The 14972-nt window shown below is 56.7% G+C and carries 9 protein-coding genes and 3 pseudogenes; 8 read left to right on the plus strand and 4 right to left on the minus strand.

What is annotated here, in order from left to right; genetic code table 11:
- The first annotated feature begins 249 nt into the window (after positions 1–249).
- Positions 250–3633: a hypothetical protein gene (locus OOT33_RS02215; RefSeq protein WP_307748343.1), complete on the plus strand. Its 3384-nt coding sequence runs from the start codon at positions 250–252 to the stop codon at positions 3631–3633.
- Positions 3634–3710: 77 nt separating this feature from the next.
- Here OOT33_RS02215 and OOT33_RS02220 read toward each other — a convergent pair whose 3' ends face one another.
- Together OOT33_RS02220 and OOT33_RS02225 are read right to left on the minus strand one after the other, a co-directional pair.
- The gene (locus tag OOT33_RS02220) at positions 3711–5558 is read right to left on the minus strand and encodes a right-handed parallel beta-helix repeat-containing protein (RefSeq protein ID WP_307748344.1); all 1848 of its coding nucleotides are present in this window, start codon (positions 5556–5558) and stop codon (positions 3711–3713) included.
- 341 nt (positions 5559–5899) lie between these two features.
- Positions 5900–7732: a right-handed parallel beta-helix repeat-containing protein gene (locus tag OOT33_RS02225; RefSeq protein WP_307748346.1), complete on the minus strand. Its 1833-nt coding sequence runs from the start codon at positions 7730–7732 to the stop codon at positions 5900–5902.
- Positions 7733–8444: 712 nt separating this feature from the next.
- On the opposite strand from OOT33_RS02225, the pseudogene OOT33_RS02230 reads away from it, so the two are divergent.
- The 3 genes and pseudogenes from OOT33_RS02230 to OOT33_RS02240 form a co-directional block, all read left to right on the plus strand.
- Positions 8445–8558: pseudogene (locus tag OOT33_RS02230) on the plus strand (transposase); the annotation flags it as partial.
- 156 nt (positions 8559–8714) lie between these two features.
- Positions 8715–9110, plus strand: a pseudogene (locus tag OOT33_RS02235) (helix-turn-helix domain-containing protein); the annotation flags it as partial.
- 498 nt (positions 9111–9608) lie between these two features.
- Positions 9609–9983 carry an antibiotic biosynthesis monooxygenase gene (locus tag OOT33_RS02240; protein ID WP_307748347.1) on the plus strand — a complete coding sequence of 125 codons (375 nt, stop codon included), beginning with the start codon at positions 9609–9611 and terminating at the stop codon, positions 9981–9983.
- A gap of 105 nt (positions 9984–10088) precedes the next feature.
- Here OOT33_RS02240 and OOT33_RS02245 read toward each other — a convergent pair whose 3' ends face one another.
- Positions 10089–10805 (minus strand): enoyl-CoA hydratase-related protein, encoded by a 717-nt coding sequence (locus OOT33_RS02245; protein ID WP_307748348.1) that lies wholly within the window; start codon positions 10803–10805, stop codon positions 10089–10091.
- Between the two features lie 101 nt (positions 10806–10906).
- Positions 10907–11776, minus strand: a complete 870-nt coding sequence (locus OOT33_RS02250; protein WP_307748349.1) for a TetR family transcriptional regulator — start codon at positions 11774–11776, stop codon at positions 10907–10909.
- A gap of 147 nt (positions 11777–11923) precedes the next feature.
- Between OOT33_RS02250 and OOT33_RS02255 the strand changes: the two are divergent.
- The 4 genes and pseudogenes from OOT33_RS02255 to OOT33_RS02270 form a co-directional block, all read left to right on the plus strand.
- Positions 11924–12247, plus strand: a pseudogene (locus OOT33_RS02255) (enoyl-CoA hydratase/isomerase family protein); the annotation flags it as partial.
- A gap of 215 nt (positions 12248–12462) precedes the next feature.
- The gene (locus OOT33_RS02260) at positions 12463–13218 is read left to right on the plus strand and encodes a GntR family transcriptional regulator (protein WP_307748350.1); all 756 of its coding nucleotides are present in this window, start codon (positions 12463–12465) and stop codon (positions 13216–13218) included.
- Positions 13219–13511: 293 nt separating this feature from the next.
- On the plus strand, positions 13512–14003 hold the full coding sequence (locus OOT33_RS02265) for a DUF302 domain-containing protein (protein WP_307748351.1): 492 nt from the start codon (positions 13512–13514) through the stop codon (positions 14001–14003).
- Entirely contained in the window at positions 14003–14968 is a 966-nt protein-coding gene (locus OOT33_RS02270; protein ID WP_307748352.1) for a YeeE/YedE thiosulfate transporter family protein, read from the plus strand. Before OOT33_RS02265 ends, OOT33_RS02270 begins: the two co-directional genes overlap by 1 nt.
- The last annotated feature ends 4 nt before the right edge of the window (positions 14969–14972 follow it).

Genomic DNA, 14972 nt, shown 5'->3' on the forward strand with positions numbered 1-14972 from the left:
GCTCGCCGATATCCCGCACCAACTTGTTCGTGCCATGCTGATCGTAGCCCTAGCGATGAATAAGCGGAACCTTCGGCGACCACGTAACGATCCAGTTTCAAAATGAGGCAGAACGAAAAGAACAACGTTCTTAATCGCCTTGACATAAGGAACCTAAAATGGCCATATTTTGCAAGAGCGAAGATACCATTGTCCAATTTTGGCGCCGTGCAGAACTCATCACGTTCCCATTTTTTTGAGAGAGCTACCATGCCGGATCCCGAGTCTACTAGCAGCGCAGCCGTATCACCGAGGCTAACTGACAGTGGTCCATTTTCAACTGTGGAGAACGCTCTTTCAATTGTCATGCTCGGTGCGGCAGACGATCAGGACACAGTAGGTAACGGCCTGACTTTTCAGATAGTAGGCGGTGTGGATGCAGCATCATTCGCGCTGGATGGGGCAACCGGCGGGCTGCGGTTTTTCACTGCGCCCGATTTCGAGAAGCCCGGCGATAACAACCATGACAATGTTTATGACCTGATGGTGCGGGTCAGGGACAGTCAGGGGCTGTATAGTGATACTGCACTTTCGGTCAGGGTAACTGACCAACCCAATTTGCAGCTCGTGTTCACCAGCGGTCAGTCGCTCTCGGTAGGTGCATCTCACAATCATTACACGTTATCCTCCACGCCACCATATCCAAACGAGGTTTTGGGATTGAATTTTGGTAGTACTATTCCACCTAGCTTCGGCTGGGGTGGAAAAGCAGTTAACCCGTCTACCTTCAGTGGGTTCAAGCCTCTGGCCGAAACCATAACCGAATCGCATGTCAGTGGCATGATGAACATGCTGGAATTTCAATATCAGTCACATGGACTGACAGCACCTACTTTTGTACATATCAACACAGGCGCCGGCGGTAGGTCCGTACTCCAGTTGATGACATCGAAGAGTGACATATTCGCGTCCTTTGCCGAGGGCTTACAGCACAAAACGTCAGGTGAGATTTTTGCTGTCGATCTTCAGAATGGAACATATGATTTCTATGTTCGCACGGATACGGGGGCGTTGTTTTATAACAACGACGCCGGGGCACCGGTATTCTACGATAATCTGGTAACCCAGATGCAGCTTGCGGCGAATTACGGTCGGGCGCAGGGATATGAACTTGATGACAATTTATTATTGAACTGGATTCAGGGCCAGTCGGATACCTATCTCAATTCCACGGCAGCAGGCCGGGCCGGTTATGGATATGAATATGTGCTCGGACGAATGTTCGATCAAGTCGAAGCGGCAGCTAAGGGAATTGTCGGAACGAACGCGGATGTTTTTGGGGTCGTGTCGCAGGTTCGGGGCTTTGGTGATAAATCGGTCGCGATTGATCAATTAGATTATGTACTGAGCAACCCCAACGTCACACTTGGCGCTACGGAATTTCAGTTCGAAGCAGAATTTCCCTCGTGGGTGACTCAAGATTATACCCATCTCTCTCCTGAGGGCTATTACATGATGGGCCAGACTATCGGATCAAGGATGTTCGACCTAGTCAACGGCCAGGAAAATGCACCTATCGTTATGGACGCAGTCACCCGAGTTTCGCCTACCTCAGTGATTGTGCATTTCTCTGGTGTCGACACCTATCTAGTTAACGATCCCTCGCCCTATCGCGCGGAGAACTTCATCAGCCCGCCACCTAATATGGGCTTTTCCTTGGCGAATTCATCGGGCGGCGGAACGGTAGGAGGACTTGCAATCTCGAATGTTGCGATCGTGGGGCCAGACACCGTTCAAATCGATTTCAACAAGGCTTTGACGATTCCGATCCGTATATATCTTGGCGCGAGCAAGGCTTCACTCGGCACGTATGCGAATGGCGCGCTGTCAGGATTTGGTGGCACCACGCTGAGGGACGCCAGCGTAACGGCGGCGATGCTTGCACCTAATGGCTATGCTCTCTCTGATCCTTACATCTACGAATACGCTCCTGTTCAGTATTTTTCGATCTCTGTGAATACCGCCCCGGTAGTCACAAGCAGCATGACTGTAAATGCGGCAGAGAATGGCACATTTGCTGTCGATTTAGCTGTAATGGATGATAGTGACGCTGAAGGATCAGGCATCAGCTATTCCATCACAGGTGGCACAGACGCCGCGCGTTTCCTGATTGATGCGACCACGGGTGTATTGGTCTTCTCGGCTGCGCCAGACTTTGAAAACCCCGCTGATTCAAACCAGGACAACATCTATGTCGTCAACATAGCGGTGTCCGATGCCATCGGCGCGATCACCAATATCGTTCAGACAATAATGGTGACCAACATTAATGAAGCGCCCACTTCGATCGCGGACCCCGGTTTTACTGTGGCGACAAATGCAGCTGTCGGCACGGTTGTAGGAACGGCGACAGGAAATGACCCAGACGCTGGCGACATGTTGACCTATGCATTGGTTGACACTCTGAGCGGCACGTTCGTGATCGACCCGGTCACAGGAGTAATCTCCATCGCGTCCTCAGCTGCATTGGCGGGCTATCAAGGCCAGATAGTCGCTCTGCCAGTCACAGCCACGGACACCATGGGGCTCTCGGTGCAAGGGGTCATTCATGTAACCGTCAGTGCTCAACCGGCTCTTGTTGGTGATTTCGTAGGCACCTCCGGCGACGACTTGCTCACAGGTTCGTCAGGTGGCGAATCGTTTACAGGATTGGCTGGAAACGATAAAATTTCCGGCCAGGGGGGCAACGACATACTTAACGGTGGCGCTGGCAACGACCTTCTCGACGGTGGAACCGGCAATGACACCGTCAGCTATGTGGACGCGACCTCGGCCGTGGCATTGTCACTCGCCGTCACCAAGGCGCAGAACACGGGCGGCGCGGGATCCGACACGTTGATTGCCATCGAAAACATTGAAGGATCCGCATTTGCGGACAAACTAACGGGTAATGCCGGAGTCAATACACTTACTGGTAACGCGGGCAATGATTTACTCGATGGCGGCGCGGGCGGTGATGTGCTCGTTGGCGGAACGGAGAATGACACCTATATGGTCGACAATGTTGCCGACCAGGTGATTGAGAATGCAGGGGAGGGGACCGATACGGTGAAGTCTTCCGTAACTTACGGCCTGTCAGCAAATGTCGATAAACTTGTGTTGACCGGCACCGCGAACATTGATGCGACGGGTAACGACCTTGCCAATACCTTGACCGGTAACGCTGGCGATAATCTGCTGCTAGGAGGACTCGGCAAGGATTTCCTTTCTGGCGGCGCGGGTAACGACACACTGAACGGCGGACAGAGCGCCGATAAGCTGACCGGCGGCCTCGGTCTCGATACGTTTTTGCTGGATATCTTTGAAAGCAGCGTCAACAAAGACACTATCACAGATTTCACCGTGGGCGAGGACCACATCGCCCTCACCCGCTCGGCCTTCGCGGCATTCGCCGGAGACCCTACTGGTGTTCTCGACCCTACAGCCTTCGCGATTGGTACGACCGCCACAACAGCCGGTCAGCATCTGGTCTATAACCAGATTACGGGCATACTCTATTATGACGCAGACGGTCTAGGCGGTGCGGCACAGATCCAGATAGCCCAACTGGCCGGACTACCCAATCTATCCGCGAGCGATTTCATTTTGATTTAGTCTCATGACACGATGAGGCGGTCTCCTGCCGAACCGAAGTTCGACAGGGGACGAGGTTTGTGCGAGGGAACGGAAACTCAGATAACGAAATCGCCGACAGAAAGTTTCGTGACGTTGTCGATCACGATCGTGAAGTCTGCCTTGCCGTCGCCGTTCATGTCTCCCTCGACCACCGCGCTGCCGTTGACCACGGTATAGTGCAGTTCGCCGACCTTGTTGTGGAAACCCTGCGTGCCGATGAAGGTGAAGCGCCCACCGCCCGGATAGATTTGCCTCAGGTCGATCTTGTCGGCACCGCTGGCGAAGTCGGTTATCTCGTCAACCGAATATGTTGCAACGTCTGCGGCGTAAAAGCGAAAGATATCCGCGCCGGCACCTCCGGTCATGACATCGTTGCCAGCACCGCCAAGCATCAGATCGTTACCGTCGCCGCCATCGAGCTTGTCGTTACCCGCGCCGCCATCGAGCTTGTCGTCACCCAGGTCACCGAACAGGGTGTCATTGCCGTTCTCGCCGCGCAGCGTATCGATCCCGAGGCCACCCCAGATCGAGTCATCTCCGTCGCGCGCCTGGATATTGTCGTTGCCATCCATGCCATAGATTTTGTCGACGCCGGCGGATCCGATAATCGTGTTGTTCATGCTATTGCCAGTGCCCGTCAAACCGCCGGTTTCGAGCCGCAGATTTTCGACCTCGCTGGTTAGCGTATAGTCGACGAAGGTACGCACGCTGTCATATCCCTGGCCCGCAACTTCCACCACAGTCGCGGTCTGCGAGCGGATGAAATAGGTGTCATCGCCGTTGCCGCCCTTAAGCTGATGGCTGAAATATTTACCACCATCGATCGAGTCGTTGCCATCGCCGGCATCAACGATGGAGTCGCAGGTACCGGAGGCAAACAGACGGTTGTCTCCTGCTGTGCCGTTGATCGTCGTGGCCTGCGCACGGAGCGCCGTCGCGTTTGCAAGCGATACTGCCGTCAACCCCAGGGTTTGCAGCAAGGTCGCATCCGAGCTCGCCCAGTGCCCGGAAAATCCGCCATGGGTCGAGAGCCATGCCGTCACAGCGCTGGTGCCGAGATCCATCACCGGCGTAATCTGAACATTGCCGTTAACACCAGGCATATTCTGCTGCTGCGCGACGAATGCGGTCGACTGGTTGTTGGCGACCGTCACGTTGGTGGAGTTGTTTGTGCGGATCCAGCTTTGCTCGCCCACATAGCCCGCCACTGTGTTGTTGGCGATGGTCGCGCCGTCTGCACCATCGACAGAGATGCCGTTATAGCGCGCACCGACGATCATGTTGCCGGTGATGTTGAGGTTCTTGAACGGCAGGTTACCGCCGATATCGCGAATGAAGATGCCCTGGATCGGCGCACCATTGCCCCGCACGATCAGGTTATCGGTTATATTGATGTTGGTCGCCGAAGTGCTGGTGTTGTTCGTCCAGAGCTGGATGGCATCGGGGTGATCCAGCGGCGCGGGGTGGAAATTGGTGAAGGTATTCTGCGTGACGGTGAGGTTCGAGTTGCCGCCGCCGCGTACCCCATCCAGGCGCATGTCATGGACATAGTTGTTGGTGACGGTCAAACCGTTGTTGTTCAGCATGGAGAGACCGCTGAAGCCGTTGAAAAACTCGGAGTCCTTCACCGTCACGTTGCTGCTGCTGCGCACCATCATCAGCGAGACTTCGTTGCCCGAGCCGATATTGTTAGGACCATGAACCTTGAGGTGATCCAGCACAATGTTGGAGGAACCGAGCACCTGAAACGCGAAGTCCTTGCCGGCAACCGGGTTGCTGAGATCGAGATTTTTGAGAGTGATGCCGCTGCTGCCCTTGACGATCAGATCGCTGAGAACAGCTTGGTGTAGAGGATCGGCAGAAGTAATGGTTACGTTGCCATTAATCTTGATGTTACTGAGCATTACATTGGAATAATTACCAGATGCGAGCTGTATAACATCGCCGTTTTGTGCCTTTGACAAAGCACTCGTGAGTTGGCTCACCGAATTTACTGAGATAACTGCCACTAATTTAGCCTCCAGCCGATTGCGACCACATCAGCTTGGCGATGTGCGCAGAGGATTAATCGAATGAAGGTGTTTTTAACGATTAGCTATTTCGTGCTGACTACAGCCAATGGTTAAGCGGCCAAACACTATAGAAAAGTTGGGCGGCACGCACAAAGCGCCCCGCCCAAGTCATAACATACTGAATTTAATTGATAATTCTATTTATAAATGCCGCTGGTGCATCATGCAATCGCTCAGAGTAGGAAGTCGTTCACCGTCAGCGTATGCACATCGCGTAAGAAAAATTCGGCATCCACCGTGCCATCGCCGTCGATATCAGCCTGCACCATCACGCCGAGTTGAGCGTCGGAATAGCGTACCTCGCCCGCCTTGCCTGTGAAGGAGGCTGTGTCGATGAAGGTAAATGTCTGCGCGTTTTGCGCCGTAGCGCCAGCGCGGGCATCTGTGAGAATGATCTTGTCGACGCCCACCTCAAAATCGATGACGACGATGTCATTATCGATCGGCTTCTCGGTTACCGCGATCTGGATATGATCAACACCGATCATGGCTTCAACAACGCCGCCTGCTCTCGTATCAATGAGATTTACGGTAGCATCGTCTGCTTCATCGGTAGCCACCGTAGTATCAATGATTATGGCCTCATCATCAGCAGCACTGTCTTCATCGGCCGGGGTTGCCTGGCTCGCGTCGTCCACTGTGGCCGCTGCCTGATCGACCGGAATTGTATCGTCGATGTCTTCGTCCGCCGGGACCGGGCCAGGCCCGGCCGCCGGAAGAACGCCACCATCATCCGCAGCTGCTGTGGGCGTGTTGGCGTTGCCGGGCTGAGTGGTATCGGTGATCGACGTGTCCTGCGCCACGGCAGCTACAGCGGTCGATACCGCCGCAAGTGCGGAAATGCCGCCACTGGCATCCAGCGCCATCGCTTTCGTCAGAACCAATGGCGTATCGTCATCATTACCGGGGGTAGGTTTGGGATTGGGGTTGGGATTAGGATTGGTAATCCCGCCTTTGATGGTGAACACCGAGGCGAAAGCTTTGGGGTCCACCAGCTTCCAGGCGGCAGCAAACGCGCTGTGCTGTGTCAGCCACTGTGCCGCAGTAGCCGCGCCATTGTCGGTGGCGTAGGGAATGACGAGGTTTCCATTGGTGCCCACGATCGGCTTGAGCGCATTAAAGAACAGAGACGACAGGTTGTTCATCACGGAGAGGCCCGTGACGTTCGACGTCTGGATACCGGACTTGTGATCGGGGAAGCCCTGCACCACGTTGTTCGCGACCGTGCCGGTCTTGATGCCGTTCAATGCGATACCATTGTTGCGCGCGCCTTCGATCAGGTTATGGGTGATCGTCACGTTATTGAAGGGCAAAACACCGCTGACGTCTCGCATGAAAATACCCTGAATCTGGGTGCCGGTGCCGCGCGTGACCACATTCTGGTCAATGAGAATATTACTCGACGCCTGTGACGTGTTGGTTGTCCAGAGCTGGATCGCATCCGGATGATCGGCCGCCTGAGGATAAAAGTTCGTGAACATATTCGCACGGATGGTGAGATCGGAGTTGCCGCCGCCGCGCACTCCGTCGGTCCTCAAATCGTGGAAATAGTTATTCTCGATTTGGACCTGCTTGTTGTTCAACATGCTGATGCCGTGCCAGCCGTAAGAAAATTCGCTGTTCAGCACCTGCACGTTGCTGCTGCTGCGAATAATCATCAGCCGCGCGTTTGCAGTGGCCGCCAAACTGGCTACGCCATGCACATTGAGGTTATCGAGCATGATATTCGACGAGCCCAGCACCTGGAAGGCCAGGTCAACACTCTTGCTATTGAATAGTTCGAGATTCTGAATTTTGATGCCCTTGCTGCCCGTGATCATAAGATCGGTCAGCACGGCTTGCTTGTTGGGATCGGCGGAGGTGATCGTCACCCCGTTCTGGAAGTTCAGCCCTTTGAGGGTAACATTGCTATATGTTCCCGCTGCCAGCTTGATGACGTCCCCGTTAGCGGCTTTTGCCACTGCGCTCATCAATCCCTGGGAAGAATTAACCGTTATGATCGTCACACTTAACACTCCAGTTATGCTGAAGCCCCCCGGTCCGCTGCGCCCTGAGCAGGGCGCTGATGCAGACCATCAAGAACTGGCTTCCGCCTGAAAGCGCCGCCGTGCCCAGAGCTGCGCCAAAAAATATATGTGTGTGCCTGCCTGCCCGAATCAGTCGGATCTGCTGACTCACCCCGCTAACCCCAGAGGCCGGCCTTCCCTTAGCCAGCCCACAGATATTGCTTTGCCGAAAAACCGTTAACCATTTTCCGGTTCGCTCGCAATAAGCCGGGATTCCGTGACAAATGTGACGAAAGCGATGAACTGCCGGATTGACGCCATGAAACGAAAAAAATCGTGCAACCGTGCCAATTCGGTACGGTTTTCCTTGGGTTGAGCGTCGCAATCGTGCAGAAACAGGACAGTTGCCGAAAAATATTTTTGTGCGCTCTCCGAGAATCCATAATTGCTGTTTCTTGCCTATGCCCAGTATTGTCCAAAACAATTTCGACATATCGTTACATTTTGGAATGGCAGCCTGAGTTCCCTATCCATTGCCTAATAATGATATGGAAACTCGCGGAATTTCGATAACCGCTAGGCGATGCATCAGAGTGAGAACAGCGGTAATAAAAGGGGCCACACTGTGGTAACCCTATCCCGATAAATGTATCCATTGAGAATGAGAGATTTCTGGCAAGACTGAAGCTGATTGGAGCGGAGGATTTTGCTGATGAAGAAGTCGAAGTTGACGGGCGAGCAGATCGCCTTTGCCTTGCGTCAGGCTGAGGTTGGAACGCCTGTTGCCGAGGTGAGCCGGAAGATGGGTCTTTCGGAGGCGACCTATAACCACAGTGTCATTGGGCGTGCAAAACTCCCTGATTATGGGCTTTGAAAAATCCCTGGTTGTTGATCCTTTCTTCTCTTTCTGCCGGGGCTAGCCCCGGCAGAGAGAGAAGAGGCAAAATCAATGCCATAGCCTTCTCACGGGGAGGCGGCATCGATGGTCCGACTTGGAGAACTCATGATGATACTGGAACTGCATCGGCAAGGCGTGCCGATAATCGCGATTGCGCGCCGTACTGGGCGCGATCCCAAAACGATCCGCAAATATATCGAGCGCGGAATCGAAGCGCCGGTCTATGGCCCGCGCTCTGTAGGGCGGCCAAGCAAGCTGGCACCCTATCTCGACTATCTCCGCGAGCGTGTTGCGGCCTTTATCGATCTCACCGCCGTGCGGTTGACGCGGGAGATACGCGAGATGGGCTATGAAGGCGCCTATAACGCCGTGACGCGCTTCCTGGCCGCGATCCGCCCCGACCAGCAGCCCCGGCCGTTCGAGGTCCGCTTCGAGACACCAGCGGGCATGCAGGCGCAAGTGGACTTTGTCCGCTTCGTCCGACATACCGGTCGTAACAAAGGGAGCATAATTGGGGGCATTATTGCTTCGATATCCAAAATAGGCAGTTAAACCAGACTTCTATAATACAATTGCGGGAGACACCCTCTCCGCCACCAGCCCATTCCACAGGGGTCCGCAATAGGACCGTCGTAGCTGGTTCCTCTTGATTGCTGGCACTTACTGGACCGGCTCCGCCTCAACCATCGTTTGAACTCAGGTAAGTGCTGTCGACAATGAGGGGTTTTCGGAGGCCGGATCATGCTTTTGAAGACCGGTAACGCGGGCGCTGGTTCATGTTAGTCGCGATACTTCTCACCACAGTGTTGATCACCCGGCCCGGCATCGCGATAATCTGCAGCTTTGGCCAATGTCGCGATGCGGGGCCAATAGTTCGAACCAGCGCTCTGGGCACGAAAACAGATTGAGAAATTTTTCTGAAAGTCTAATCTGGTTTGGCGATAAGGCTGCTGACGGTTCGTCGAATGGACATCGCAGATGACGGGAATCGGCACGTGCATCAGCATGCAGTGGGCAGCGGTGAACGATCAGGTGAGGGAGTATCGACGCGTGGATGGCATCAGGGTAACTTTCCTTATCAAGATCAAACCAAGCGCGGCTGATGCTTTTTGCGATAATCTGCCGGAGATGATCAAGGAAACGGCAAAGCGACCCGGATTCGGCGATTTGCATATCGTTCGCCATTCGACTGAGCCCGGCACCATCTTGTTCATCGAGACGTGGGACAGCGAACAGTCTTATCACGACTATATCGCCTGGCGGACGAGCCGCGGCGACATGGACGGGATGAACGAAATTCTTGTCGAGCCTCCGCGTCTCGATTTCTGGCCGACGACCGTCGCCTTGGCATGACGCCGGTCAGCTCACGACCGGTTGTGTCCAGGTGTTTTACGGCGTGATCCGGCAGGCCTGCCGCACTGTGGCGGTGGCGGGCGTCTGGTGCATCATGCCGGACAGTCAGGGATGAAGCACAATGCGGCCGCTCAGCCCGCCGCCTTCCATCAGCCGGTGAGCCTCGGCCGCGTCGCTGAGAGCAAGCCGGTGTGCAACCGGCATCGTCACTTTGCCTGAAGCAACATCCTCGATGATGCGTGCCAGCCTCTCGCCATCAGCGTGATAGAACATGAATTCGGGCTCTGTCGGCAGGCCCTCTGGTGGAATGGGCAAGGTGGCCACAGTCCGAATCTTGCCGGCCCGCTGCATATGCCGCGCCGCGCGCGCGACCTCCGCACCGCCAACCGTGTCCGCAACGTGGTGAAAAGTCATTCCGGCAATCTCGTCGCCGTCTAGCGTCACGGCCGCCTCGGCACCCCATGCGCGCGCCTGCTCGAGATACTCGCGTCGGACTTCCGCAATCGTTGGCTTAGGCAGGTTGTAGATGCGCATGCAATAATCGAAATAATGTTCCTGCTCGTACTGCCAGCGTTCCTCAACAGAGAAGCGGGATCGCTTTTCCTGCGCTTCCTTGAGGTCGTGCCCGGCCGAAAAATGCTCGCCGTTCGCGGCAATCACCACGACGTTGACCGACGCGTCGGCCTGCGCAGCCTGCAGCGCGCGGTCTAGGCTTTGCAGTAGGGACTGGCTTTGCGCGTTGCGCTGTTTCGGCCGGTCAAGAATGATGCGACGGACGGATCCAATATCCTCGACAGCAATTAAATCCGTATTGGAATCCACGGCATAATACTCCCATGTCGTCCAGCAACATTAAGGGGGATAGTATAAAATGCAATAGATTTCTTATTTTTGTCGGCGAAGGGAGCTGGAGAGCCCGCGTGTCATTTTTGGCCGCTGCGTCTCGCCTTCGCCTTCTTCCCGGCCCCTGCCGTGGTCGTACCCTCTGGCGTAACTTCATCCTGTATGCCCTTCATAGTCAGGCGTTCCAGGGTGAGCTCCAGAACGGCGCTTTTCAACCTCGCATTTTCCTCCAGCAATGCCTTGTAATCCGTGTTTTCGGACCTGTCGGAGCCATTTGGCGCGGCAGCGTCTGGGCGGATGCCGGAAACGAAGATGCCGCAGAGATGTTCGGCCACCTCCGCCGGGGTTCGCCGACCGTCCGGCTTGAACCAGATCCGGGACCAGGTGATGCTCCCGAACAGCAGCATCCGGACGAGACCCGGGTCAAGGTCGCCGCGTATCTCGCCCAGCTGCTGTCCTTTGACGAGTATGTCGTGCATGCGATGCCCATATTCGCGGGCGGCTTTGAGCGTGCCCTGCCTCAGCTTTGGCGGCACCTCGTTGATGATGCGGTTGTAGGCCGGCAGGTAGGGGTCGTCAGACAGGACGACGGCGACATGCGCTGCAATGCCGATTTTCAGTTTTTCCAGCGATGGCACCCCCTCGCCGAGCGTGTCCAGTTCCTTGTAGACGCTTTCGCTGATCGTCGTCATCGATCGTTCCAGCACGGCGCTGGTGATCTCGTCGCGCGATTTGAAATGGTAATAGAGGCTGCCCGGATGTGTGCCGACGGCGGTTGCGATGTCTGTCAGCGTCGTGCCCGTATAGCCGTTTTCGGCAAAAAGTTTCGCGGCATTCCAGATGATTTTTTCCCGTTTTCTCGCGCCCTTGCGGCCTTTCGGTTCGTCCGCTTCATCTGGCATGAGATTGCCATCGTCCGCTAATGATTTGACGCGCGAGGCTTTCACCATGAAATGATTCCAAATAGGTTCTTGTTGCAACTCCTTGCGGTGGTAATCGTCAATTTGCCCTGACGCAACAATCGAACCCGTTTCCGGATGGCGGACGTTTGCGATGTCAGGGAATGATCTTGCCCGGATTGAGGATATGAGGCCGATCCGGATTTGCGCGTACTGGTTCTGACTGGCGCTGGCGATCAGGCCTTTTCATCGGGCGCCGATCTGGCCCTTATGAACAGCGACGAGAGCGCCCAGACCATTCCCGTTTGGGAGGCGCACGATTTATTCGGGCTGGGCCGCTGCCGCAAGGCGACGATTGCCGCCTTCAATGGGCTCGCCGTGGGGGGCGGCCTGGAGTTGGTGCTTTGCTGTGATATCCGGATATCGGTCGATGACGCCCGGTTCGGTCTCCCTGAGCCTGAACTCGGATTCAAGGCGGGCGTGGCATCGGTGCTGCTACCCCGGCTGATGCCGCTGGGGTAGTGATGGACATGATGCTGCGATCGTGCCGGCAGGCGAAGTCTGCGCTGCGGGCGGGACATTCGATGGTGGATAGGCTGAAGAATACAGCCGCATCTGACGGGCCTTGGCGATCCTGCAGAGCGCGCAGTCTAACTTGAAACATTCCAGGCACCAAGCTATCAGATGCTGCGGGCGCTAACTGTCCGACTGGAGACGTAATCCGACTGGAGACGTAAATGGATTCCCTGGGGGGAAGCGTCCGCATTCCCAAAACTTCCGAAGTGCTTGCCCGAAGAATTCGGCGCTGGATCATCAATGGTGAACTGCCGAAAGATTCCCGCCTTCCGCAAGAAGCCAAGTTGATGGAGCAGTTCGACGTGTCTCGTCCGACACTGCGCGAGGCGATACGGATTCTGGAATGGGAAGGCATGATCGAGGTCTCCCGCGGTGCGCGGGGCGGCGCGCGGGTTACATCCGGCTGGGGCGATCTGGTGTCCCGGGCGATGGGCATTGCGTTGCAGACGCGCCATGCAACGCTGGCGCACATCCATGAAGTGCGCAGCCTGATCGAGCCGCCGGCGGCTCGACTGGCGGCGGAGCGCAATTCTGAAGCGGCGGCCGATGCTTTGGGCGAGCTGATGCAGGAACAATGGTGGGCCTGGTCGGATGCACACGCCATCGCGGAAATCATTAGCGCCTTTCACCAGACCCTGCTTCAGCAATGTGGCAATCCCACGCTGGAGGTATTTGGCGTCGCTCTACAGGGAATCGTGGCCAAGAACATCGAGATGTCCGGGCGCGCGGACAATCGCGCCAGTCACGTCCTGCCAAAACCGAAAACGGCCTACCGGTCGCAGGAACGTCTCGTTTCGCTCATCCGGGCGGGTGACAGCGAGGGGGCCGAAAATCACTGGCGAAAACACATGGCCGCAACCCAGACATATCTGCTGGGGGGGTTCTCGGCGACCGAGGTTATCGACGTCCTCGATTGAGCAAGCTGGCGTCAGTAGATTGAGGGAGGAGCACGGCGCCATCTGTCGTGTGGCGGGCAAGGGCGAACGAAACGCCGGGTGCAAACTCAATCCGCGAACTGCTTGAGAGCAAGCCTGCCTGGCTGGTGAGCGTCGCCATGGCCAACAAAGCTGTCGGATCATCTGGGCAGTAATTACGCGGCTTCCGGGTTGCCATGCATTCCCGTCATTGAAACCATAGTGCAAGGTGATTTTTCTTCGCGGCCTCCTCGGGCGATAGCAGGACAATCGTTCCAACTGTCGAGGAGAATGCCATGCTCACCCGCCCCTTTGCCGCCGCGCTGATGCTTGCCGGTAGCCTCATTTCGCTCCAGCCAGCCTTCGCGGCACCAACACCCCAGCCTGTGGCCGCCGCCGATGGCATTGTCCGCCTCAAGAGCGCCAACAGTTTTGACGACACCGTCGTCCGGCTCAAGGCGGATGTCGCCGCGAAAGGCATCCGCTTGTTCGACCAGATCGACCAGAGCGGCCTTGGCGCGCAGGCCGATCTGAAGATTGGGCGGTCGACGCTGGTGATCTTCGGCAACCCGCCATTGGGCGTGCAGTTCCTCCAGTCCAATCCCTATGCCGGGCTGGACTGGCCGGTGCGCATGCTGGTGACGCAGGATGCCGATGGCGCGGTGTGGGTCGCGTGGTCCGAGTTCGATTTCATCGCAAAGCGGTACCGCATCGATGACAAGCCGGCGCAGTTCAAGATGGCCGGCGAAGTTGCAGCCTCCATAGCCTCTGCGGCCACGGGCAACTGATGTCACCGGCCGCCGCCTTCAGCCTGATCGTCGCCATCGCGTGCGCGGTGGTGATGGGCTTCGCCATAAACCGGGGTGCGACCTGCATGGTGTCTGCGGTTGATGAAGTGGTGCGCAAGCGCCGTTTTACTCGCTTCGTTGCCCTCGGTGAAGCGGCGCTCTGGGTCGCGGGCGGCATCGCGCTGGGGAGCATGGTCGGCCTGATGCCTGAAACCGCACCACATCCAGGCCTGTCCGCGCAAACGGTCGTTGGCGGCGCACTTCTGGGGCTTGGCGCCTATGTGAACAAGGCGTGCGTATTCGGCTCGGTCGCGCGCTTTGGGTCCGGCGAATGGCATTATGCGCTGACACCGCTCGGCTTTCTCGCCGGGTGCGTGGTGGCGTTGCCCTGGCTTGGTAACGCTGGGGTTCGCCCCAGCGCTCTGCACTATCCCAATTTTCCTCTTGCTGTCGGCATCGCGTTGACGCTGTTCGCGCTCTGGCGTGGCATCGGCGTTTTGCTCTCCGCCCGCGCGGGCATGCTGGCCCGCCACATCTGGGCGCCGCATCAGGCCACTGCCGTCATCGGCGTCACGTTCGTCATTCTGCTGTTGACCGCTGGCATGTGGACCTATCCCGAGGCACTGGCCCAGCTGGCACGAGGCATGACCATGGAGAGCAGTGCCCGGCTCACATTGTTCGTCGCGCTTCTTGCGGGCGCTGTGTGGAGCGGGGGCGGCATCCGGAGCGGCGCGGGCGGGTGGTCCGGCCGCAGGGCTATGCGCTGCGTGGCCGGCGGTGCCCTCATGGGCATGGGCAGTCTGATGATACCGGGCGGCAACGACAGCCTGATCCTGATCGGCCTTCCATTTCTTCAGCCCTATGCCTGGGCCGCGCTCGCCGCGATGGCAGGCACGATCGCGCTCTGCCTGATGGCGGAGGAGCGGGCGCAGAGGATGCTGGATTCTCTTCGACGTCCGCATTAAAAAC

Source organism: Sphingobium sp. DEHP117 (assembly GCF_030867385.1).
In the GTDB taxonomy this organism is placed as follows: Bacteria; Pseudomonadota; Alphaproteobacteria; order Sphingomonadales; family Sphingomonadaceae; genus Sphingobium.